This is a genomic window from Cystobacter fuscus DSM 2262 (assembly GCF_000335475.2).
In the GTDB taxonomy this organism is placed as follows: Bacteria; Myxococcota; Myxococcia; order Myxococcales; family Myxococcaceae; genus Cystobacter; species Cystobacter fuscus.
In genome coordinates this window covers 319,400-341,590 of the sequence record NZ_ANAH02000011.1, presented here as the reverse complement: position 1 = coordinate 341,590, position 22,191 = coordinate 319,400, and the positions used below count along the sequence as shown (strand labels likewise).

Annotated in this window: 17 protein-coding genes; 6 read left to right on the top strand and 11 right to left on the bottom strand. The window is 67.3% G+C overall.

The window, feature by feature from the left end; all coding sequences use genetic code 11:
* Nucleotides 1–104: 104 nt before the first annotated feature.
* Nucleotides 105–2,744, top strand: a complete 2,640-nt coding sequence (gene rph, locus D187_RS21685; protein WP_043430941.1) for a rifamycin-inactivating phosphotransferase — start codon at nucleotides 105–107, stop codon at nucleotides 2,742–2,744.
* An 89-nt stretch (nucleotides 2,745–2,833) separates the two neighbouring features.
* Here rph and D187_RS21680 read toward each other — a convergent pair whose 3' ends face one another.
* Nucleotides 2,834–3,166, bottom strand: coding sequence for a hypothetical protein (locus tag D187_RS21680; RefSeq protein WP_002622729.1), 333 nt, complete (start codon nucleotides 3,164–3,166; stop codon nucleotides 2,834–2,836).
* Nucleotides 3,167–3,606: 440 nt separating this feature from the next.
* Between D187_RS21680 and D187_RS50200 the strand changes: the two genes are divergently transcribed.
* On the top strand, nucleotides 3,607–4,695 hold the full coding sequence (locus D187_RS50200; protein ID WP_002622728.1) for a DUF6600 domain-containing protein: 1,089 nt from the start codon (nucleotides 3,607–3,609) through the stop codon (nucleotides 4,693–4,695).
* 44 nt (nucleotides 4,696–4,739) lie between these two features.
* Here the strand turns inward: D187_RS50200 and D187_RS21670 are convergent, their stop codons facing one another.
* Nucleotides 4,740–6,194, bottom strand: coding sequence for a lipase maturation factor family protein (locus D187_RS21670; RefSeq protein ID WP_002622727.1), 1,455 nt, complete (start codon nucleotides 6,192–6,194; stop codon nucleotides 4,740–4,742).
* A gap of 233 nt (nucleotides 6,195–6,427) precedes the next feature.
* Between D187_RS21670 and D187_RS21665 the strand changes: the two genes are divergently transcribed.
* Nucleotides 6,428–7,510, top strand: a complete 1,083-nt coding sequence (locus tag D187_RS21665) for a helix-turn-helix transcriptional regulator (RefSeq protein ID WP_245591780.1) — start codon at nucleotides 6,428–6,430, stop codon at nucleotides 7,508–7,510.
* A 78-nt stretch (nucleotides 7,511–7,588) separates the two neighbouring features.
* Here the strand turns inward: D187_RS21665 and D187_RS21660 are convergent, their stop codons facing one another.
* From D187_RS21660 to D187_RS21650, 3 genes are all read right to left on the bottom strand, one after another.
* On the bottom strand, nucleotides 7,589–8,299 hold the full coding sequence (locus D187_RS21660) for an iron-containing redox enzyme family protein (protein ID WP_002622725.1): 711 nt from the start codon (nucleotides 8,297–8,299) through the stop codon (nucleotides 7,589–7,591).
* An 80-nt stretch (nucleotides 8,300–8,379) separates the two neighbouring features.
* Nucleotides 8,380–9,192 (bottom strand): N-acyl amino acid synthase FeeM domain-containing protein, encoded by an 813-nt coding sequence (locus D187_RS21655; protein ID WP_002622724.1) that lies wholly within the window; start codon nucleotides 9,190–9,192, stop codon nucleotides 8,380–8,382.
* A gap of 122 nt (nucleotides 9,193–9,314) precedes the next feature.
* Complete coding sequence (locus tag D187_RS21650) at nucleotides 9,315–11,420, bottom strand: N-acetylmuramic acid 6-phosphate etherase family protein (protein WP_155893492.1); 2,106 nt, start codon at nucleotides 11,418–11,420, stop codon at nucleotides 9,315–9,317.
* A 261-nt stretch (nucleotides 11,421–11,681) separates the two neighbouring features.
* On the opposite strand from D187_RS21650, the gene D187_RS21645 reads away from it, so the two are divergent.
* Nucleotides 11,682–12,839, top strand: coding sequence for a right-handed parallel beta-helix repeat-containing protein (locus D187_RS21645; RefSeq protein ID WP_002622722.1), 1,158 nt, complete (start codon nucleotides 11,682–11,684; stop codon nucleotides 12,837–12,839).
* Nucleotides 12,840–13,029: 190 nt separating this feature from the next.
* On the opposite strand, the gene D187_RS21640 is transcribed toward D187_RS21645, so the two are convergent.
* The 3 genes from D187_RS21640 to D187_RS21630 form a co-directional block, all read right to left on the bottom strand.
* Nucleotides 13,030–13,992, bottom strand: coding sequence for an alpha/beta hydrolase (locus tag D187_RS21640; RefSeq protein ID WP_002622721.1), 963 nt, complete (start codon nucleotides 13,990–13,992; stop codon nucleotides 13,030–13,032).
* Nucleotides 13,993–14,060: 68 nt separating this feature from the next.
* Entirely contained in the window at nucleotides 14,061–14,264 is a 204-nt protein-coding gene (locus D187_RS21635) for a hypothetical protein (RefSeq protein ID WP_043430939.1), read from the bottom strand.
* Nucleotides 14,265–14,325: 61 nt separating this feature from the next.
* Nucleotides 14,326–15,609, bottom strand: a complete 1,284-nt coding sequence (locus D187_RS21630) for a PAS domain-containing sensor histidine kinase (RefSeq protein ID WP_002622719.1) — start codon at nucleotides 15,607–15,609, stop codon at nucleotides 14,326–14,328.
* A 215-nt stretch (nucleotides 15,610–15,824) separates the two neighbouring features.
* Between D187_RS21630 and D187_RS21625 the strand changes: the two genes are divergently transcribed.
* Nucleotides 15,825–16,349 carry a DinB family protein gene (locus tag D187_RS21625; protein WP_002622718.1) on the top strand — a complete coding sequence of 175 codons (525 nt, stop codon included), beginning with the start codon at nucleotides 15,825–15,827 and terminating at the stop codon, nucleotides 16,347–16,349.
* Between the two features lie 68 nt (nucleotides 16,350–16,417).
* Here D187_RS21625 and D187_RS21620 read toward each other — a convergent pair whose 3' ends face one another.
* The 3 genes from D187_RS21620 to D187_RS21610 form a co-directional block, all read right to left on the bottom strand.
* Entirely contained in the window at nucleotides 16,418–16,771 is a 354-nt protein-coding gene (locus D187_RS21620; protein ID WP_002622717.1) for a hypothetical protein, read from the bottom strand.
* Between the two features lie 205 nt (nucleotides 16,772–16,976).
* Entirely contained in the window at nucleotides 16,977–18,206 is a 1,230-nt protein-coding gene (locus D187_RS21615) for a carbohydrate porin (protein ID WP_081713790.1), read from the bottom strand.
* A gap of 793 nt (nucleotides 18,207–18,999) precedes the next feature.
* Entirely contained in the window at nucleotides 19,000–19,314 is a 315-nt protein-coding gene (locus tag D187_RS21610) for a YciI family protein (RefSeq protein WP_002622715.1), read from the bottom strand.
* 196 nt (nucleotides 19,315–19,510) lie between these two features.
* Between D187_RS21610 and D187_RS58820 the strand changes: the two genes are divergently transcribed.
* On the top strand, nucleotides 19,511–22,114 hold the full coding sequence (locus D187_RS58820) for a protein kinase domain-containing protein (RefSeq protein ID WP_002622714.1): 2,604 nt from the start codon (nucleotides 19,511–19,513) through the stop codon (nucleotides 22,112–22,114).
* Nucleotides 22,115–22,191: the final 77 nt, after the last annotated feature.

The window sequence follows — 22,191 nt, the reverse complement described above, 5'->3', positions numbered from 1 at the left end:
GGTCTTCTCTCCCCCTCGTTGGGGGCACGACTCTACACACCCGGGCGCGGCGCGCGAGCCCCCTCATGCCTATAGTGGCGCCCTTCGATGAGGGAGGTGAAGGGATGAGGGCTTACGTGCTTGATTTCCGGGAGGTCGACCGAACCCGAATCCTGGTTGTCGGGGGGAAAGGCGCGAGCCTGGGGGAGCTTTCCAGGCTGGAAGGGATTCGCGTGCCGGATGGCTTTTGCGTTTCGACCGAAGCCTTCAAGCGGATCCTGGGAGAAGCGCCGACGATGGGCGGATGGCTCGATCGGTTGTCGCGTCTGAAGGCGGAAGACCGGGATGGAATCCGGGAGCTCAGCGCGGAGCTCCGCACGCTCATCGAAGGGCTGGCCATCCCTGAAGACGTTCAGGAAGAGATCACCCACTTTCTTTCCAGGCTTGGCGAGCAAGCCGCCTATGCCGTCCGGTCCAGCGCGACGGCGGAGGATTTGCCGACGGCGTCCTTCGCGGGCCAACAGGACACGTACCTGAACGTCATCGGGAAGCCGGCGATCCTGGCGCACGTCAGCCGGTGCTGGGCGTCGCTCTTTACCGAGCGGGCGGTCACCTACCGCCTTCGACACGGCTTCGACCACCGCAAGGTCCACATGGCGGTGGTGGTGCAGAAGATGGTCGTCCCGCGGGCGGCCGGAACCTTGTTCACGGCCGAGCCCGTGACCTCGAACCGGAAGGTGTCATCCATCGAGGCTGTCTTTGGCCTCGGTGAGGCCTTGGTCTCCGGCCTGGTGAACGCCGATGGCTACAAGGTGCGCAACGGCCAGGTCACCGAGAAGACGGTCGCCACCAAGAAGCTGGCGACCTGGGCCCTGGCGGATGGCGGTACGCGGGAACGGGCGATCGAGCCCGAGCGGCGGAACAGCCCCGTGCTGACGGATGAGCAGATCGTGCGGCTCGAGCGCCAGGGCAGGCTGATTGAAGGGCACTTCGGTCATCCCCAGGACATCGAATGGTGCCTGGTCGACGACGCGTTCTACATCGTCCAGAGCCGGCCCATCACGACCCTGTACCCCATCCCGGAGGTGGGTGATCGAGGCAATCACGTCTTCATCTCCGTCGGCCATCAACAAATGATGACCGACCCCATGAAGCCCTTGGGGCTGTCCTTGTGGCAGTTGACCGCCGCTCGTCCCATGTATGCGGCGGGTGGGAGGTTGTTCGTCGATGTCTCGAAGGAGCTGGCTTCACCGGCCAGCCGGGGCGTCCTGTTGGATGTCCTGGGCCGATCCGATCCGCTCATCAAGGACGCCCTCATGACCCTCATCGAGCGGGGCGATTTCATCGAACCGGCGCCCGCGGCTCCACCCGCACCGGGTCCCGCGCAAGGCAAGCCAGGGATGTCGCCCGCGGGTGCCCACCCGCCTATCGACGACGATCCGGCGATCGTCGCCGATTTGATCGCGCGCAGCCAGACGTCGATCGAAGCGCTGAAGCGGAACATCCAAACGAAATCCGGAACGGAATTACTGGATTTCATCCTGGAAGACATTCAGCACTTGAGGCAGAGCTTGCTCGAACCACGGAGCTTCAGCGTGATCATGGCAGGCATGAACGCTTCGTCTTGGATCAACGAGAAGATGATGGCGTGGTTGGGCGAGAAGAACGCCGCGGACACCCTCTCTCAATCCGTGCCGAACAACATCACCTCGGAAATGGGGCTGGCGCTGCTGGACGTCGCGGACGCGATCCGGCCTCATCCGGAGGTGGTCGAGTACCTGCGAACTGCCAAGGATGAGGGCTTCTTGGAGGGTCTGGCCCGGTTGGAGGGTGGACAGGCAGCCCACGACGCCATCTCCGCTTATCTCGACAAATTCGGCATGCGATGCGTCGGGGAAATCGATGTGACGAGGACGCGTTGGCGCGAAAGACCCACGACCCTCGTCCCCTTGATCCTCGGCAACATCAAGGCCTTCGAGCCCGGGGCCAGCAGCCGGAAGTTCGAGCAGGGGCGGCAGGAGGCCTCGAAGAAGGAACAGGAACTCCTGGCGCGATTGAAGCAATTGCCGGATGGGGAGCAAAAAGCCGGAGAAGCGCAACGGATGATCAGCCGACTCCGGAACTTCATCGGCTACCGTGAGTACCCGAAATACTTCATCGTCAATCACTACTTCCTCTGCAAGCAGGCCTTGCTGAAGGAAGCCGATCGGCTCGTGCAGGCCCACGTGATCCATGAAAAGGAAGATATCTACTATCTCACCTTCCAGGAGCTTCGCGAAGTCGTGCGCACGAACCAGTTGGATGGCCAGATCGTCAGCCGGCGAAAGGACGAGCACGAACGATACCGGAAGCTGACGCCACCGCGGGTCATCACGTCCGATGGTGAAATCGTCGCGGGTGCGTACAAACGAGCCGATCTCCCCGCCGGAGCCATCGTTGGTCTACCGGTCTCCTCGGGCGTGGTGGAGGGACGAGCCCGCGTCCTCCTGGACATGGCCGACGCTGATCTCGAAGCGGGGGATATCCTGGTCACCTCCTTCACGGACCCGAGCTGGACACCCTTGTTCGTGTCCATCAAGGGCCTGGTGACCGAGGTGGGGGGACTGATGACCCATGGCGCGGTGATCGCCCGGGAATACGGCTTGCCGGCCGTCGTCGGCGTGGAGCAGGCGACCAGGCTGATCCAGGATGGGCAACGTATCCGTGTGCATGGAACGGAAGGGTACGTCGAGATCCTATCCTGGCCGGGCCAGCCCGACAGATAGGCGGGCGGCACATCGGGGCGCCAGGCGAGCCCTCTCCGGGAGTTCGGTGGGGCTCCGTGATGTGAAGGGGGTTGCTTGCTCCGCGCGTATTACAGCCAGAGCACGCCAGACTCGTTGCAACTGCCCCACACGGCATCGTTCAGGTAGTAGCCGCGGCGACGGCACGCATCGTCGGCCCACTCGGCGCAGCCCTGGGTCTTCTCCTTGTTCCCGATGCGGAGCCAGGCCGCACCATTGTTGCACCACGCCTTGCAGCAATCCCCATTCCCGTTCACGCCCTGAATGGCCTCCTTGAACGAGGGGACATTGGCCTCGGTCTTCTGCTGCTCCGAGGGAGGAGCATTCTGCTCATCGAGGGGGCCACAGCCCGTGCTGAGTGCAACGACAGCCATCAGGGACGCGATGATGATGCGACGATTCATGGGAGTTCTTTCACGTATGCGCTGGAGGGTGCTCGCGTGGCGGCACCTGAGGGCTGGCTCCCACGGAAGAGGAGGCCCGCGCAAGTGGGTAAAACATACTTTAACCGCTCTCATGAATCAAGCCGTGAACCTTGTTCCCGCCGGGGCTGAAGCTTGACGCGGTGTGAGGCTCACCAGCTTGCTTGTGATTCGAGCAAGCTGGCGAATGAGGTCCCGGTTCGCGTCCCCCAAGGGGACTGCGCGGCCTCTCCACCGGCCTGACGCACCACTCGGCCGGCCGCCTTCAGCGGCCCGCCTCGACCTCTCCACACCAGCCCACTCCCTCAACAGGCCTCCTGCCTGGGTTGCATCCGGCGCTCGAAGACAGGGCGCGCATCCATCCCTGGCCCACCCCACCGTACACACTTTGAAGTGGAGACCATCGCACCAGGAGCCTGTCCATGCGCCCGCACAGGAAACCCCTCACCTGGCTACTCGCGGTGAGCGGCCTCTGCGGCCTGCCCTCCGTGAACTCCGGCTGCATCACCCCGGAGGCCGAGGCGGTCTCCCCGCGCACGAGTCCCTCGGGCATGAGCATGAGCGGCACGGAGTCCTTCATCGACGAGCTCGCGCCGTACGGGCAGTGGCTCGCCCTCCCCGGCGTGGGGCTGGTCTGGCAACCGTCCCCTTCGGTGGTGGGCCCGGACTTCGTCCCCTACGCCACGGGCGGCCAGTGGGTGTACAGCGACGAGGGCTGGACCTTCGTGTCCCAGTGGGACTGGGGCTGGGCGCCGTTCCACTACGGGCGCTGGTTCCTGTCGTCTGAATACGGCTGGGTCTGGGTGCCCGACACGGACTGGGCTCCCGCCTGGGTGGATTGGCGCTCGGGCGATGGCCACATCGGCTGGGCTCCCCTCCCGCCTCCGGGCCTCGCCGTGGAGCCCTCCTGGACCTTCGTGAGCGAGCGGGACTTCATCCAGCCCAACGTCTATATCTACCGGCTGCCGAGGGAGCGCGCGCAGAGGGCGTACCATCACGCCTCGCCGATCCAGGACCGGGGTTCCCGTTCGGGCGGCCCTTGGAACCAGGGTCCGGATCCCTCGCGAGTACATGAGGCCACGGGCGTTTCCGTCCCGCGCACGACGATGCGTCCTCCCCGCCCGGGAGAGGCACCCCAGCCGCCTTCTGGACAGGTGCACCGCGGCGGCCCGCCTCGCTCCCGGTCGCAGGGGCGCCTCGCGCCTCCCGTGCCGCGTGAGTCATCTCCCTCGTGGCGGAGCGGGGACCGCGAGCCAACGCCTTTCGCGTCTCCGGACCATGCGGCGACGCCCATCACGGAGCCCTCCCGGCCCGAGCCCATCCAGCCGCCTCCGGTGGTGCACCCTCCGCCTCCCACGGTGGCGCCGGCAACGCCTCCCTCTCCGGCGGAGCCTCCTAAAACCCATGCGGCCACTCCCATCGGGGCGCCGCCCCCTCCACCCGCGCCGCCTCCGCCTTCCGCTCCGGCGGAGCCTCCTAAAACCCATGCGGCGACGCCCGTGCAGAAGTGAGTCTCCGGGAAGGTGTCAAAGAACTCGTTCCGACACCTCTTCCCCTACGAATCGTCTGACACCCAGTCCTGGTCCTCGCCGCTGAGCGCCATGGGCGGGAGGTACTCGCCCAGGCGCGTGCGCGTCCACCACGCGCCCGTGTCGCGCCGCTCCTTCCAGGTCGTGAAGCGGTAGCGGTACAGGACCGCACGGATCGCGCGCGGCGGGCGATCCGCGAAGGGGTTGTGCCTCAACAGGCGGAGGGTCGCCGGGTCGTTCTCCAGGAGTTTCTCCACGAACGGCGGGAACCACCTGGGCGCATACCGTGGCGACAGCGCGGCGAACCACATGAGCCAATCGAGCCGCAGGTGGTACGGCGCCCATTGTGACGGGCGCCGCTTCGGATCGGTCGGCTTGCCTCGGAATTCATATTCACGCCACTCCGTGTCCGGCGTGAGACGCTCGTCGTGGGTGCCCTCGAGAACGATCTCGTAGCGCTCGCGCGTGATACTGCCAAAGGCACCGTACGTGTTCACGAGGTGGAGTGGATCGAAGCTGGCGTTCATGATCTGCTCCCGCGAGAAGAGGTTGCGCGCGGGACGGTACGAGAGCACGACGACGAGCGCGGTGACCGCGATGACCAGACCGTCGTGCCAGGCCACCACCGTGGTGCCGGCCCTCTCGAGGGGTAGAACGCGTGCGAGTGCGGCATCGTCGAACGCCGAGGCGGCGAGCACGAGGGTCACGACGTTGAGCCACGAGAAGTTACCGCTCAGCATGAGCCAGGCCTGAGTGATGACAATCACCAGCCCCGCGAAGGAGGCGATCGGCTGCGGGAAGAAAAGCAGGAGCGGCGCGACGAGCTGGACGAAGTGGCTGCCGAGAACCTCGAGCCGGTGCAGTGGCCCGGGCAGGTGGTGAAAGTACCAGGAGAGAGGGTTCGGCATCGGCTGCGTCTCATGGTGGTAGTGGAGGCAGGTGAGATCACGCCAGCAGGGGTCACCCCGCATCTTGATGAGCCCGGCCCCGAACTCCACGCGGAACAGCAGCCACCGGAACAGCCAGAGGATCGGCGCGGGCACCGCGCTCCAAGCCGGGCCGAGGAACGCGGCGAGGAAGCCCGCCTCGAGGAGCAGCGATTCCCAGCCGAAGGCGTAGAACGTCTGTCCGACATTGACGATGGAGAGGTAGAGCGCCCAGAGCACGAGCCACGCCGCCATCGTGAGCGGCACCGGCCAGGCATCCGGCAGCCCCAGGACGATCGTGAGCGACACGAGGATGCCCGCGAGCGCGACGACGACCAGCAGGCGATCAGAGTAGCGGAAGTGAAACAGGCTGGGCGCGTCGCGGAAGCGAACCCTGGCGATGAACCGCGGCACGGGAAGCAGACCCCGCTCACCGAGCAATGGGCGGAACTGCTCCAGCGCGACCAGGAAGGCAATCAGGTAGGCGAGCCCCAGGCCGCGCTGGAGGACAAGCCGCGCGATCCAGAAATCCGGGGCGTGGAACCAATCTGGCACACCTCAACGCTAGGTCCGCCTCCGCGAGCTTTCAGCCGTGACGGCCTGGTAGACCGGTGCCCTTCTGGAGGAAAGGTGGGTAGGCATGCACATCACCTGTTGGAGATGCGCCCCTGCCCGGTCAATACCTCTGCAGAGTAAGAGCCAGGTCTTCAAGTCGTGGCTATGGATGGTAGGTCGTCACATACAACCCCACAGGATGGCCTGACCCGGGAGGGTGGATGTTCAGTGCAATGAAACTCAATGCCGATAAACTCATGCTCAGGGAGACGGCCCTCGCGGCCCTCAACAGCTCGCTGTCCCTCCCCCAGGCGCTCGAAGCCGTTCGCCCGCACCTCCTCGAGCTCGCGCAGGCCGACGCCATGGCCCTGTGCCTCATGGACGTCACGCATTCGCTCCACTTCAAATGGCTCGTCCCGGGCCATCGCATCCCCATCCTCGAGGAGTATGCCGGCCTGATCGACCACGATTTCCTCCGGGCGCCCATCTTCGCCCGGCCCCAGACGGTCATCCGCAGTTCGGAGCTTCTCTCCCGCAAGGAGTATGAACGAACCCTCATCTACCAACGCAGCCGGGAGCTGGAGCCGCGCTTCGAGCACATCATGGCCGTCCTCCTTCCCATCCGCCCCGGCTCCTTCGGCGCCTTCGCGCTCTACCGACACCGACCACGCGCCTACTCCTCCCAGAACGCCGCCGTCCTCGCCAGCTTCACCGCGCACCTGATGAACTCCATCCGCAACTGCGGCCACGTCCAGGACATCACCATCGGCACGAATCTCCTCGAAGAGCTCTACCGTCGCCCGGATACCGCCTTCCTCGTCGTGGAGCCTCCCCACCACGAGGTGCTGCGCTCTCCTCACGCCGCCGTCCTCCTGGAGAGGTGGTTCACCCCTTCCGACCTCCACTCCTCCGGCCTCCCCCTCCCACTCAAGGAGCGGCTGGACGCCCTGGTTGACATGGCCCCAGATGCGCGGCTCGACAAGAACGTCTGGGTCTCCCTCCACGCCGATGGCTATCGCACGGTCCGGTTCATCGAACTGCCCGCCCCCGATGGCCCCCGGAAATGGGCCCTCCTGATGCACGAAATTCCCATCTCCATCCCGCTCCCCGCGGAGATGAAGCGCAAGCTCACCCCCCGCGAGGTCACCATCGCGACGTGCCTGCTCCGCAACTGGACCAACGAGCAGATCGCCATTGAGCTCGATCTGTCCTTTCTCACGGTGAAGACCCACGTGCGAAACCTCCTCGCCAAGCTGGGCATCGACAGCCGCGCGGACCTTCTCTACCAGGCCGCCCGTCTCAACAAGCCTGTCTGAGAAAGTGGAATGCAAGGGAAGACGCCTCCCGGGCCAGGGCTCGAACGGGAGGCTCTCCCCTCTGACGTGCGGCTGTCTCTACCTCGCGAGAGGGTGGCTGGAGGCGCCGCCCTCACGGAAGATGCACGGGTAGACGATTCGTGCGACCCGGGCCGAGAAGAGGATCGCCGCCTGTTCCTCCGGGTCCGTCAGCCGTCCCAGGATGCGCGCCATCTCCGCCACGTGGTCCCCGTCCAGCGCTCCATGGTTGCGCAGGAACGTCACCGACTTGTGGATGTTGGGAATGGCGGCCACCGCCCGCAGCCGCTCCGCCCACACGCCCGCCCGCGTCTGCGACAGGTACTCCAACACGTACGCGGTCCCCAGCACCGACGCCGGCACGCCCGCGCGCGACGTGAAGAAGTTCCACCCCGTGTAGGCATCCACCGCCGGGCTCCGCGCCGCCGCCTCCACCTGCGTCGCCGGGCACCCCAGGTTCTTCAGGTCCGCCAGCAACCACCGCTCGTGCCCCCGCTCCTCCTCCCCCTTCTGGATCAACAACTCCGCCAGCTCCGGGTGCTGTCCCAACCGCTTCAGCCGGTGGCCCGCCTCGGCGAGGATCGGCGTGCTCCAGCGGGCGTAGTGATACGTCTGGATGAGATAGTGGATGTAGCCCGCCTGGTCGAGGGTGCCGTCGAGGAGGCGGCTGGCATCGGGCTGCGCATCCACCGCCGCCACCAGCCCTCGCGCCTCCGCGTCCAATGCCGCCACCCACTGCGTCTCCGCCTGGTTCTCTGTCTGTGTTTGCACGTACGTCTCCTGTCCGGGTCCCGTCGGGCTCCCGGCTGCCGCGTGTTGAAGGTGAAGGGAAAGAAGGAACCGCCCCGGGCCTAGGAAGCGGGGCTCACGCCGTTCTCCAGCGCGTGGAAGCGCGCCAGGCTGTCCGCCGGGATCTCATCCAGCGCCATGACGAGCGGCAGCGTGAACCACTGGAAGTACGCGTCGTAGAGCGGCTCCGCGATGAAGCGCGCCCCCATCGTCCTGGCGAAGAGCGAGGGCGACCTGGGCACCCGCAGCCCGTCCAGCAGCCCCTGCTCCGCCCTCGCCCGCTCCTCCGGCGTGTAGAAGGGGTTGCGGGGATGCACCGGGGCCTGCCACGGGTCGGGCACGTCCACCCGCCAGTGCGGGCTCAACCATCCCCGGCTGGCCGCCACCCGCCACGACAGCAGCGCGTCCTCGGGCGAGTCCGTCTCCAGGTTCGCGGACGCGATCCAGTGTGTCACCCCGCGCCGCAGGCTCTCCGCGTACATGGCCGCCTGCAGCCACGTGACGGCCTCCGTGCGCCGCCACTTCGGCAGCACGCAGAAGCGCGAGGGCTCCGCGAACACCCTCCCCGGACGGATCAACCCCGAGAGGTCCACCCGCTGCGCCATCTCGAGCCCCACCGCCCCGCCCAGGCTCGCCGCCACCTCCGCGTTGGGCAGCGCCACCCTCATGGTCGCCACCGGCTCGGCGCCGGCATGGACGAGCAGTTGCACCGTGGTGTCGAGCGTGTCGATGCAGGTCATCTCCCGCCTCGACACCGCCGACTGCTCGGACAGCAGTCCCATCTCTCCGCCAAAGACAGCCCAGCGGATGCGAGCCACGTCATCGAGCTCCCGCTGGGTGGTGGCGACACGCCAGCGCCAGTGAACGTACGTCATGGGTCCTCTCCCGGTAGCGAAACGGGCCGGTGTCTCACCGCCCTCACACTTTCTTTCGCCGCCGGTGACCCGAGTTCGAACGCGCCTCAACGAGCGCCACCGTATGCCGAACGGCCGGGACCCTAGTGCTCTCGCGCGGACGCGAGGTACGCGTTCAGGCCACCGCCCCTGAGCTGCTCGAGCGATTCATCGAGGGTGACGCTTCGGTTGCGCCGCAGCGACTCGAGGATGCGCACGATCGACACGGCGACTTCGGCGGCGGCCTCGTCACCCTGCGCCTTCTTCTCGGCGACGAAGGGGATCACATGGAAGAGGACCGCGTTGGCCTCGGCATAGGTGATGGGTTCGCGCTCGCCGTGCAGCTTCTTCCACGCCTCTCCCGCGAGCACGTCATTGACGTGCAGTTGGATCAGGTAGGTCGCGCGTCCAATCAGCTTGAGGTTCGTCGGGCTGACGTTGGTCATGGTGTTGCCGACAATCTTGCCCATCCGTCCCATGACGGCGGTGGAGTGCGCGTTGAGCAGGATCTTCAGCGAGATCTGCTGGTCCACGCCGAACGGATCGGCCGTGTTCGCGATCTGGAGGTGGATGAACGGAGCACCGGAAGCGGAGCCCCGCCAGGTCGGCGTAGGTCCGCTGCCGACGAGGACGAGCCCCAGCCTGGCGCCTCGAGCCTGGAACAAGGCGGCGAAGCGATCGTAGTCCGACGACGCATCACCGAGGAGCGCGGCCTCCGTGTCGAGGGCGATCATCACGCCGAGATCGTCGGCCTTCGGCCCGACCCGCTGGACGTTCGCGTCGGAGAACGAGAAGTCGTAGAGGTCCTGCTGCTCGTTGCCCGCGTTGTTCAGGCTCGCGAGCGCGGCCTTGCGGAGGTACTCGTCCTGGATCTGGGTCGAGAACGGCTCGCGGTAGAGATCCGCCTGGAGCCCGCGGAACGGACGCCCGAGGAAGGTCTGCCACGCGGCCTGGCGATCCTTCGCGGACGTCCAGACCTGGAACAGCGCCTTGCGCGCGGGCTCGTTGACCGTATCCAGCGGGAAGAGACGGAAGGTCGGGCTGCGCTCGGTGCCGTCGGTGAAGGTGGTGATCAGTCCGGCGTTCGCGAAGTACGTGGAGAAGTGACCGGCCATGTAGGTGTCCGATTCCAGCTGCGTGAGCCTGGCGAGCTCGGGGACGGCCTTCTTGACCTCGGCGAGCACGGTCGCGAACCGCGAGAGGCGTTGCTCGAGCGTCACGTCCTCCGCGAAGCCGAGTCGGCTCAGCTCGTCGGCGGTGAGGACCTGCCTGGCGACGAGTCCCTTGAAGATGCGGCCGAGCGCGTCCTCGACGGCATGGGCCAGGACGAACGTCTCGATGGTGGTCGCCTGCATCCGCGTGGAGCCGGTGATGGCCTGCGGACCGGTCGTCAGGTTGATCTTGGTGATCCCCGCCTCCTGGATGACCGACCGGCTCCGCTCGAACGGCAGCAGGACCTCGTCCGGGTTGTTGTAGACGAAGAAGAGGTGCTTGCTGGCTTCGGCCGCGTCGTAACCCGCGGCCTCCTTCCATTGATCATGGGCGCCGAGGACGGTGCCGATGCCCGCGGAGGTCTCGCCCCCCTCGGTGACCTCGATCACCACGTCGCCCTTGACGATCCCGCGCTCCTTCAACTGGAGCCGGCCGATGAGCTGCAAATCCTCGAAGCCCTCCAGCGAGCTGATGAGGGCGCGATCGGCGCCGGTCATCTCGCCGATCAGCTTCTCCTCCAGCCCACCGCCGAGTTCCGCCTCGAGCTTGGACTTGATCGCGTTGTCGACGCGACGCCAGTACGGGCGCCAGAAGGCGCTCTCCATCTGCTTGGCGAGTCGGCCCGTGGCGCCGGTCCCGTAGACATAGATGTTGTGGCGCTCCAGTAGCGCCTTCTCGATCGCCGCCGAGAGCGTGCGCACGGGCCCGGGGTCCTTCGAAAGCGCGGCGAGCCGGGTCGCGACGTCCTCGTCCACGGAGAACAGCATGTCGAGACCGGCGGGGAGATCCGTGCTGACCTTGTCGCTCAGCGTCCAGGTGCGCGGGTGGCGCTGCTCGGTGGTCAGCGTGTGGAGCTGAAACTGGGTCTTCTCCTTGACGTAGTCGACCGACTCCGCCGAGGGCGAGACCGCCAGGAACTCGAGGAGGTTCGCGGAAGAGGGGGCAGCGCTCTTGCTGACGCACCCGCTGGAGACGAACAAGCCGCACGCGAACAACATCCCCAAAGGACTTCGGAGCACTTTATTCATTTTGGATCATTCCCTTCGCACTGGAGAGCAAGCCCAGTCGAACCCGACACGGTAACGCACAGCGCCGCAATGGCAGCCGCCCGTGTGAGAGGTAGGAGTGGACATGTGCAGTTGCCGACAAGGCCGCCAGAGGGTTCAAGGGGGAGCGGCACTGCGCTCTTCGCTCGAGGCCCGACACGTCTGGACGCGCATCGACAGGGAGAGGGGAAAACTGGCAATGTGCGTTCCCCCATGATCGACATCTCGATTGCCCGAGGCCCCCTTCTCTTCTGTCTGCTGATGCCCGCCGTCGCGAGCGCCGCCACGCTCACGGTCGGACCGGGGAAGACCCATGCCACGCCGAGCGCCGCGGCCGCCGCCGCCCGTGATGGAGACGTCATCGAGATCTCCGCGGGCGTCTATCGGGACGAGGCCATCTGGAAGGCCAATCGACTGACGATTCGCGGCGTGGGAGCGGAGCGGGCGCGTCTCGACGCGGCGGGTCTCACGCTCGCCAACCGCAAGGCCATCTGGGTCATCCAGGGCAGCGGCACGACGGTGGAGAACATCGAGTTCTCCGGAGCGAGCGTTCCCGACAAGAACGGGGCGGGCATCCGGCAGGAGGGCGCGGGCCTCACGGTGCGCAACTGTTACTTCCATGACAACCAGAACGGGGTGCTCGCGGGCGACAAGGCCGACAGTGACATCCTCATCGAGTCCTCGTGGTTCGCGCGCAACGGCGCGGGCGATGGCCAGTCGCACAACATGTACATCAACCGGGTGCGCAGCTTCACGTTGCGCTTCAGCTACTCACAAGGGGCGCGGGTCGGGCACCTGGTGAAGAGCCGGGCGTACAGAACCTCCATCCTGTACAACCGGCTGACCAGCGAGGAGGGCAATCCCAGCTACGAAATCGAGTTCCCCAACGGCGGACGGGTGGAGGTGGTGGGCAACCTGATTCAACAGGGGACGACGGCGGAGAACTCGACCCTCGTGTCGTTCGGAGCCGAGGGGACGACCAACCCCGAGCAAGCGCTGTCCATCATCAACAACACCTTCGTGAATGACCGCACGGCGGGAGGAACCTTCGTGCGTATCGTCGGCTCTCCGACGGCACGGATCATCAACAACCTGTTCATCGGCGTGGGCACGCGCATCAGCGGCACGGCGACGCAGACGTCCAATCTGGACACGGACAAGTCGGGCTTCGTGAACCCGGCGAGCTTCGATTACCACTTGAAGGCGGGCTCCCCCGCCATCAACGCGGGGACGGACCCGGGGACGGACGGAACGCAGTCCCTGGCGCCCCAGTTCCAATACGTCCACCCCCTGGGCGGTGAACCGCGCCAGCGCCTGGACGGGGCATGGGAGGTGGGTGCGTTCGAGTACGGCACGCTTCCCTCCCCTTGAACCGATGGTGAGACGACTCCCGGCGTCCCGGGCTCGCCGGGCGAGGATGGGGGCCCCACACCGGACACGGGCCGTGGATGCACGACGTCGGGAGCGGCCCCCTCGACCCTGGCGATCCTCCTGCTGCTGGTGTTGGGGCGGCAGCGAGTCGTCTGACACCCGGTCCGGGACACCCGGTCCGGCTGGCCCCTCAGCGGGCCAGAAGACGTGTGAGCCAGGCCTCGCGCGCGGCGATGCAGGCCTGGGCGAGTTTTGACTGGGGTGCGATGTCGTAGAACCCGTGGAAGGCGCCGCCCCAGACGTGGAGTTCGCAGTTGCCCCCCGCGGCCCAGATGGCGCTGGCGTAGGCCACGGCCTCGTCACGGAACACCTCGGCGGCACCGACGTCGATGAACGTGGGCGGCAGACCGCTCAGGTCCGTGGCGCGAGCGGGCGCGGCGTAGGGAGACACGCTGTCGGTGCCCCGCCGGTCGCCGAGCACCGCCGTCCAGGCGGTCAGGTTGCTGGTGCGGTCCCAGACGCCGGTGCCCTGGTACTGGTAGGAGGAGACCGTCTCGTTGCGGTCATCGATCATCGGGCACTGGAGCAACTGTCCGGCCAGCTTCGGTCCCTTGCGGTCGCGCGCCAGCAACGTGCTGCCCGCCGCGAGCCCGCCGCCTCCGCTGCCGCCGAAGATGACCAGACGGTCGGGATCGAACCCCAGCTCCCCGGCATGCTTCGCCATCCATTCGAGGCCAGCATAACAGTCCTCGACGGGGATCGGGTGGGGGTGCTCGGGAGCCAGACGGTACTCGACCGTGACGCCCACCGCGTCGTGCTTCATGGCCCAGTCCACCAGCGGGTGGACCGCCGCGAACCGGTTGCACATGACCATGCCGCCCCCGTGGATGTTGTAGATACCGGGGCCGGGCTCGTGGTGGTCCTTGCGTGAGATCACCGAGACGACGATGTCGACCCCCTGGTAGCCGGGGATCGTGTAGTCGACGCACTGGACGGGCAGATCGCCGATGAGCTCCTCGATGGTCGGCATCTTCAACGCCCGGAAATGCTCCAAGCGGTCGGGAGTCATGTTGACCGGCACATACCCCTCCAGGGCCGGGAGGAGCGCGGCGAGTTCGGTGGCGAACGGCGGAGCGACGAGCTTGCTCTTCATGAGGACTCCTTGAACGAATTCATTCCAATACCCGCGGCCATGGCGCCTCGTCTGAGAATGGGATGGTCTCAGTCGCCTCCAGTCAACCAGAACCGCACGGTATATTCGAAGAGGACCCTCGCGAGCGCCTCTTCGAGCGAGTGGGTGTCTGCTCTCAAGAGTTCACCCGCCAGCCGCGCCCCCGACACGAGGACCGTGTAGGGGCCGGAGTCACCCGGCGCGGTGCGCTCGCCATCCCACTTCACCATCACCACGGCGCCTTCCTGACGCATGCGCTCGAGCAGCGGCGGGCCCAGGTGTCAGACACCTCGTAGGGGCCCCGTGGCGGGGGAGTCAGGGGGCCGCGCGCTGCCGGAGCGGGAGGGACACGAGAAAGGTAGTGCCCTCGCCCGGTGTGCTGCGCGCGCCGATGGTGCCGCCATGCCGCTCGGCGATCTTGCGGCAGATGGCCAGACCAATGCCGGAGCCCTCATACTGGCTGCGGCCGTGCAGGCGCTGGAAGACGTTGAAGATGCGCTCGGTGTACTTCTCCTCGAAGCCGATGCCGTTGTCCTCCACGCGCAGCTCACAGCGCTGGAGGCGCGGGTCGAGCGTGGCGCGCACGGAGACGACGGGAGGCACCCCCTCGCGGTGGAACTTCAGGGCGTTGGCCACCAGGTTCTGCAGCAGTTGGCGCATCTGGGTGGGGTCGGCCTCGAGCACGGGCAACTCCCCGAGCGTGACGCTCGCCCCGGTGCGCTCGGTCATCGCCGACAGGTCCTCGAGCACCTCGCGCGCGATGGCGGCCAGGTCCACCGAGGTGAAGGGGCGGTGGGTCGAGGACACGCGCGAGTAGGCGAGCAGGTCGTCGATGAGGCCTCGCATGCGGACCGCGGCCTTGAGCATGCGCTCGAGGTAGTCGCGGCCCTCGGAGCCGAGGCCCTCGGCGGAGGTGGACTCGAGGCGCTCGCCGAAGCTCTGGATCTTGCGCAGCGGTTCATGCAGGTCATGCGAGGCCACATAGGCGAAGCGCTCCAACTCGTGGTTGGAGCGCTCCAGGCGCAACTGGGCGTGCTTGAGCTCGGTGATGTCCGTGTTGATGGCCGTGAAGCCGACGATGCGCTCGCCCTCCTTGATGGGACCCAGCTGGGTCGAGAGCCAGGGGGTGCCGAAGTCGCTCACGCCCTGGCTCTCGATCTTGGCGAACTCGCCGGTGGTGAGCACCCTCTGGACGAGCTCGCGCGTGGGCTCGACGATGTCGGGCATGAGCCAGCGATAGAGGCTCGTTCCCATGACGTCCTCCGGGGAGAGGCCGGGGAAGGTGGCGTTGATGAAGCGGATGCGCGCCTCGGTGTCACAGGTGATCATGATGGAGTGTGATTGAGCGACCAGCGTCCGGGGACCAAAGATGTCCTCTGTTCCGACGGGGGCCGCCGAGAGCCGGTTGGACAGGCGGTTGAGGGCCGTGGCGAGCGGGGCGAGGGGCCCGCCGCCCTCGCGGCAACGCACGTGGGGTTCACTGGCCGTCATCCGTGAGATGGCCTCGAGCAACTCCTCGACGGTCACGTCCTGGGCCTCGGTGGGAGGAGAGGACTTCGCCGCGACCATGTCCGGAGCGTCATCTCGACTCGTATTCAAGAAATCTCTCCCTTCGTGGGTCTGGGGCGCCGTACGAGGTGTCCGTACGAGGTGTCAGACACTTTGTACGGCAGCCCAGGAGCACGTGCAGGACGCGCTGTCCGGAGTGAAGCGGGACTTCTGGAGGGAGGTGGACGAGGGAGCGGTGCTCATGCGGAAGCAGTGTGGCCCCCCTGCGAAACGACGTCAAAGGACCCAAAAGGTATGCTCCCCCCATGTCCAACGACGTCCGTGGCTACCTGTTGCGGCAGTTCGAAACGGCGTGGAGCCTCACCCAGTACCATCTCAATGGACTGACCACCGAGGAGTGCTTGTGGCGCCCCGCGCCCAAGGGCTTGCACGTGCATCGAGGCCCCGAGGGAAGGTGGCTCGCCGATTGGCCGGAGCGCGAGGACTATGACATCGGTCCGGCGAGCATCGCGTGGCTGACGTGGCACCTCGGCTTCTGGTGGTCCATGGTGCTCGACCACTCCTTCGGCGGCGGGACGCTCTCCCGCGAGGACGTGACGTGGCCTGGCACCGCCGATGGCGTACGTGAGTGGCTCGACGGGCTGCGAGGACGGTGGCGCGCGGCGCTGGAGCAACTCACCGACGACGACCTGCACTCCACCCAGCGGACACGCTGGCCCATGCGGGACCGTCCGTTCGGCGACGTCGTCGCCTGGGCCAATGTCGAACTCACGAAGAACGCCGCCGAGCTCGGCTACGCCCGCTTCCTCCACGCCGTCCGCGCCGGCTGAGGCCGCATGAGTGATGAGTCCCAGGCCTCGCGTGGAGAGAGGCCCGGGACCCACCGCGGAGGCCCGGCCTACGCGCGCAGCAGGCCGCGAACACCGAGCACCGTGTACGCCGCCGACAGCCCCGCCATCACCGATTGGGAGATGACGGCCGCGGGCCGCTCGAGCTTCTCCCCCCGCAGCAAGGCGGGGAGCTGGCGGAGTCCTCGCGCGGCCCCCAGGAAGCCAAGCAGCCCGACGAGCGCCGCGCCTCCCAGCACCCAGTGCCGAGAGGATGCCCGGCGCGACAGCAGGCCCAGCCCGAGCGCCGCCGTGCCGAAGCCCGCGGGGATGAGCGCCGTCTTGTGTTGTCCGCCCGTCGCGAGGAACCCGCCCACACCGAGCGTCGTCAGCAGCGAGCCATAACCCAGCGTCCAATTCTCCATGCACTACCTCCTCGTTTCCGGATGTCCCGGCCCCGGGGAATGTGGACATGGCTCGGCCCCGCCGCTTTACGAATCCTCTGACACCTTCGTCGAGGGGGGGGAACCGAGGGGAGAAGGAGCGCGGCGGACCATGGACCGCCATCGAACTCCAGGACCACCAGGCTCGGACGCGGTTGGCGGATGAGCGCGCCGCGTCCGGACCGCATCACCACCAGGCTTCGGCCTGGAGACCCACCGAGGTGCCCGCCCGCTGGTCGCCAAAGACCTGACCCAGGCGCGAGGTCGGGTCGAGGGCCAGACGAGCCGCCTCGTCCCAGATGGCGTGCGTGGCGAACAGACGGATCGTCGGACGGGAACCCGCCTCCTGGCCCGCGGACACCGCCGTCGCCAGGGTGAACTTGGTCATGTTGCGCGTGTGGCCACCGTTGTCCGGCTTGACCATGTCATGACCCACCTCGGCCAGCACGCGGAAGGGACCGATGACGCGCGTGTCGGCGCGCATGCCAACGCCGAACCACTTGTTGCCAGCGTTGCCAGCGGACTTGTTGATGCGGTACTCGGCCACACCCTCGATGACGGTGATGCCAAGATTGGCGGACTGCTGCAGCAGGACCCGGCTGTTGCGCGTGGTACCGAGCCAGTCCATCTTCAAGGCGACGAGCGTGTTGCCACCGAGCAGGACGCCGTTCAGGGTCTGGTAGAGGCCCACGGCCAGCCCATTGGCTTCCTGGGGGTTGGGGGTGTCCGTCTGGATGTCCCTCTTGAGCTGCATGGACGGGGTGACGTACAGGGCCAGTCCGCCATTGGGAATGACGGGGATGTTGGTCAGGCGCACGGGCACGGCGATGCGGTTGTTGCTGACGCCTCCGCGCGGGTTGAGCATGGCGGCCACGCTGAGCTTGCCCACGCGCACGTCGATGTCCTCGATGCCCGCGCCATCGCCATCGTTGTTTTCCAGGAACTGGTCGTTGATACCGGTCTGCAGGCGGTTGTAGAAGCGCCGGCCCACCCAGACCTTGCCGTTGCCGAGCGCCGCGATGTTGGTCCCGTAGGCGTAGACCTGGCCAAAGCGCGCCACGAGCTCGTCCGTACCGCTGTCCGGGAAGACCGCTCCGCCCGGCGAGCTGTAGGTCTGAAACTCCTTGCCACCCCACGCGCGATAGATGCCGGGCATGAAGTGCACATGCCAGTCGGAGCCCTCATGCGAGATGAGCCGCGCGTTGAAGGTCGGCTCGATCACGTAGTCACATTCATTGCCCAGGCGCCACTTGGTGTCGGCACCCGGCAAGCCCATGCACACCTGCGTGCCACCTCGGACGTTGATTCCGGTGCCGGCGCGCATGTAGCCCGAGAAGGTGAAGGGGAGCGGGTCGGCATGGGCCGTCACAGCAACACAAGTAGCGGAGAGGGCCGCGAGCAGAGCTTTGTTCGTCATCGGGTTGTTGTTCACGAGAGGTGAGGAGTGACTGCGACAAAGAGCATATGAGGAAAAGAGGCCGTTTGTAGAGGGGTTACTTATCTTCCCTGGATTGATTCCCCCCTCACGTCCGGGCCCAACGCGAGCGCAAAGACACGCCCATACCCACTGCCGCTGGAAGCGGCGGAAGGTTTGGACGTAAAATAAAACGTCGAAACGAAAAGCGGCGACGTGCGCGGGGGCCGGACACTAGCACGGAGCAAGCCTCGTCCGTCAAGCACGAGGTGGCGCCATCGCGAGGACGGCAGTGATTGACTCCACGCGTCACCCGCGAACCGGGCGCTTACGCACCGGGGAAATCAAAATTTTTCAACCCATACGTTCCCGAGCGCGCCAACAGGCCAGGAGCGCGAGAAGGAGGTGCCCCGCGGCGGAGACCCTTCCCCGCCGCGGGGTCCGCGGCACCTGCTCGGCACCAGCACCGCGCCCAGGCTCGGGTTGAGCTGCCATACATAAGACTGGGTTTGGGTTGAGCTGCCACACATAAGACTGGGTATTGAGGACCCAGGCCAGCGCGGTCACCTCGGCGTTGATCCTCTTCGCAAGCTCGCGCGCCGCCCGCAGACACGCCTCCAGCAGTACGACATGGCCTCGCAGAACAACATCAACCTCATCCTGGCGGCGTCGCAGAAATGCCATGACTTGCTGACGGACCCGAGCAACACGGCGCAGGTCTCCGCGTGCGTCAACGGCGCTTCCAGGCCTACCGCTTCGGGCGCAACTCCGGGCACCGCGTGGTTTTCTTCTGGGCTCAGGAGCCAGCGGGACGCGCCGGTCGGACGATGCTCGGGCCCATGGGCGAGACCTCGTAGCGCCCCACCGCCCTGGCGGGATCCCGCTCGAGAAGGCGGCGGACCTCGTCGATCGACTCCGCCTCGAACACGGCCATCCCGAAGACGCCCGCGGGGTCGAGCACCGGTCCCGCCACCACCAGCGTGCCCGCCGCGAACTGGCCCTGGAGGAACTCGCCGTGCGCGCGCATCGCGGCCTGCTCGTCGGCGGTCATGGACATCGCGAAGTCGGGACGATTCGGAACGAGGCGGGCGAGGAAGAGGCTGGAGGGCATGGGCTCAGCCGGGTAGCACGAGAGCCCGGCGGGCGGGAACCCCACCCATGGCGATGGGCCTTCACTCCCAGTTCACGGGGAGCCCGGAAAAAGCCAGCGTCATCATCCCGTCGGCTGGAGGGCAGGCGGGGAGGCCGACAAAGGCCCCACAAGACCCCTGCCCGCGCCCCGCGTTTCCGGCGAAGATGGCGCGCCCGTGATCAACACCGGATCCCTCGTTCTCGATGACCGTTTCCGCGTTCTCAAGCTGCTCGGCACCGGGGGCATGGGCGAGGTGTACCTCGGCGAACAGGTGTCCCTGGGCCGCCGGGTGGCGATCAAGGTCCTGCACTCGGACCTGATGGTGCACCCGAGCATGATTGAGCGCTTCAAGCGCGAGGCGCGCATGCTGTCGGCCGTGGATCACCCCGCCGTGGTGCGCGTCATCGACTACGGCGAGACGGCGGCCGGCGCCTGCATCGTCATGGAGTACGTCGAGGGGGAGAACCTCTACGACGTGCTTCAGCAGGGAGCCCTGTCGCCCACGCGCGCGCTGCCCCTCTTGCACCAACTCGCCGAGGGCCTCGCGGCCATCCACGACCGGGGCATCATCCACCGCGACATCAAACCGGAGAACGTGCTGCTCACCCGGGGGCCGCGCGGCGAACAGGCCCGGCTGCTGGACTTCGGCATCGCCCGCCTGATGGAGGCGGACAAGGCGGGCAACCTCAGCCAGGTGGGCCTCGTCGTCGGCACCCCGGAGTACCTCTCGCCCGAACAGGCGGTGGGAGCACCGGTGGACGCGCGCAGCGACCTGTATTCCTTCGGCGCGCTCGCCTACCGCATGCTCTCGGGCCAGCTCCCCTTCCCGGGCCCGAGCCCCACCCAATACGTCGCCCAGCACGCCTCGGCCTCGCCCACGCCCCTCATCGAGGCGGCGCCCACGCTCTCCGGACATGCCCCGCTCGTCGCGCTGGTGATGCAACTGCTGCGCAAGGATCCGCAGTTGCGGCTGCCCAGCGCGCACGCCCTGGTGGAGGCGCTCGGCGCGATGTCGGCCCCCGCCGTCCCCACGCCCTTCCCCCAGGTGTTGGCCTCGGGCACCCCCTTCCCGCCGCTCCCCAGCATCTCGCGCTTCCCCATCCCCTCCTCGACTCCGCCCTCGAGCGGCACGCTCGCCTTCGCCGAGCCCGTGACGGTGGAGCAGACCGAGATCTCCCCCGCGGGGACCTCCGCCTTCGGCGGTCCGCCCCCTTCGGAGTCACCCGCGCCCCGCAACGCCCGTTCGACCTCGCAGGCCCCCACCCGCGCCACGCCGGGCCGGCAGTTGCCCGAGGGCGCCGTCTCACCCTCCCGCGCGTTCACCGTCCCCTCGCCCTCTCCCCTGAACGCCACGCGCGAGGAGCCGAAGCCGGAGTCGGCCGAGCCGTCCAGCTCGGGCTCGCAGCTCGTCACCGTCGTGGGCGCCGCGTCCGGCAAGACGCGCAACCTCACGTTGATGCTCACGGACCTCCAGGGCTACACCGAGCGCACCTCGCGGCAGACGCACGAGCAGAACGCACGGATGCTGGAGACGCATGATCGGCTGCTGCTGCCCCTGGTGCGCGACTACAACGGCCGGCTGGTGCAGAAGCGCGGGGACGCGCTGCTCGTCGTCTTCTCCTCACCCACCCAGGCGGTGCTCTGCGGCATGGCCATGCAGGATCGGCTGTGGCGGCACAACCAGCAGTGCGGCCCGGACGAGCAGCTGCCCGTGCGCGTCTGTCTTCACACCGGCGAGGTGCTCGTCACCCGCGACACGGTGATTGGCGAGCCGGTGGAGGTGGTCAAGGCGGTGGAGCAGGTGGCCGAGGCGGGCGACGTCGTCTTCACCGGCTCGGTGAACCTGGCGCGCACGCGGGTGGAGGGAGACTGTGAGACGTGCGGCGACGTGCCCCTGCCCGGCACGAATGAGCCGCTGCCGCTCTACCGCTGCCGCCGGGCCAGCGAGGGCCTGCCCTTCGGCGGCCAGGACGAGGTGTCCATGAGGCCTCCGCTCAAGGACCGGTTGGACACCGCGATGCGGCCGGTGCTGGCGGCGCGCGACTCGGTGGTGTGGGCGGCGAAGACGGTGGTGCAGAAGAGCGGGGCCCGGGTGCGCTCCCATCCCCGCCGCGCGGTGGGCGTGGGGCTCGGCGTGTTCGTGCTGCTGGGCGTGGGCACGTTCGAGTGGGCGCGCCGCCACGAGCCCACCTACGCGGCGCGACAGCTCCTGGACGAGGGCAAGGCCAACGAGGCCTTGAAGCTGCTGGAGGAGCTGCCCAAGGAGACGAAGAAGGAGGCGAGGGTCCTGCAGGTGCGCGCGCGGGCGCTGCACGAGGTGAAACGGCACACCGAGGAGCTCTCGGCGTTGAACACCCTGGACGCGGCCGCGCGCGAGTCCCTGGACGAGGGCGTCCTGGACGGCCTCGCCGCGGACTTCGGCGAGGACGAGAACCTCAAGAGCCTGCGCAAGTTCATGGCGACGCTGTCCAAGGAGCAGGTGAAGGAGCGCTTCGAGGAGCTGGCGGAGGAGGACTTCTCGCCCAGGCAGTGGGGCGCGCTGCGCTACCTGGAGGCGATGCAGTCCACCGACGGGCTCGACCTCGTGAAGCTGTACATCCAGGCCCTGGCCTCGAAGGACTGCGCCGTGCGGGCCAGCGCGGCGCGGCGCCTGGAGGGTCTGGGCGACGCGAAGGCGGTGGCCGCGCTGGAGGAGCTGAGCCGGACGCCTCGCGTGGGCACGAAGAACTGCGGTCAGAACGAGGCGCGCAACGCCCTCGACACGCTGACGAAGAAGTAGCCCCAGACAAACACTTCAAAAACAGACATTTCAATCGGACCCGGGGCGGAATAGACATCCAGCCCCGTCCGGCATGC

Excerpts from the sequence above, each read along its gene's own strand:
- rph (WP_043430941.1), top strand. The coding sequence starts at position 105 with ATGAGGGCTTACGTGCTTGATTTCCGGGAGGTCGACCGAACCCGAATC.
- D187_RS21680 (WP_002622729.1), bottom strand. The coding sequence starts at position 3,166 with ATGAATCGTCGCATCATCATCGCGTCCCTGATGGCTGTCGTTGCACTC.
- D187_RS50200 (WP_002622728.1), top strand. The coding sequence starts at position 3,607 with ATGCGCCCGCACAGGAAACCCCTCACCTGGCTACTCGCGGTGAGCGGC.
- D187_RS21665 (WP_245591780.1), top strand. The coding sequence starts at position 6,428 with ATGAAACTCAATGCCGATAAACTCATGCTCAGGGAGACGGCCCTCGCG.
- D187_RS21655 (WP_002622724.1), bottom strand. The coding sequence starts at position 9,192 with ATGACGTACGTTCACTGGCGCTGGCGTGTCGCCACCACCCAGCGGGAG.
- D187_RS21650 (WP_155893492.1), bottom strand. The coding sequence starts at position 11,420 with ATGTTGTTCGCGTGCGGCTTGTTCGTCTCCAGCGGGTGCGTCAGCAAG.
- D187_RS21645 (WP_002622722.1), top strand. The coding sequence starts at position 11,682 with ATGATCGACATCTCGATTGCCCGAGGCCCCCTTCTCTTCTGTCTGCTG.
- D187_RS21640 (WP_002622721.1), bottom strand. The coding sequence starts at position 13,992 with ATGAAGAGCAAGCTCGTCGCTCCGCCGTTCGCCACCGAACTCGCCGCG.
- D187_RS21635 (WP_043430939.1), bottom strand. The coding sequence starts at position 14,264 with ATGCGTCAGGAAGGCGCCGTGGTGATGGTGAAGTGGGATGGCGAGCGC.
- D187_RS21625 (WP_002622718.1), top strand. The coding sequence starts at position 15,825 with ATGTCCAACGACGTCCGTGGCTACCTGTTGCGGCAGTTCGAAACGGCG.
- D187_RS21620 (WP_002622717.1), bottom strand. The coding sequence starts at position 16,771 with ATGGAGAATTGGACGCTGGGTTATGGCTCGCTGCTGACGACGCTCGGT.
- D187_RS21615 (WP_081713790.1), bottom strand. The coding sequence starts at position 18,206 with ATGACGAACAAAGCTCTGCTCGCGGCCCTCTCCGCTACTTGTGTTGCT.
- D187_RS21610 (WP_002622715.1), bottom strand. The coding sequence starts at position 19,314 with ATGCCCTCCAGCCTCTTCCTCGCCCGCCTCGTTCCGAATCGTCCCGAC.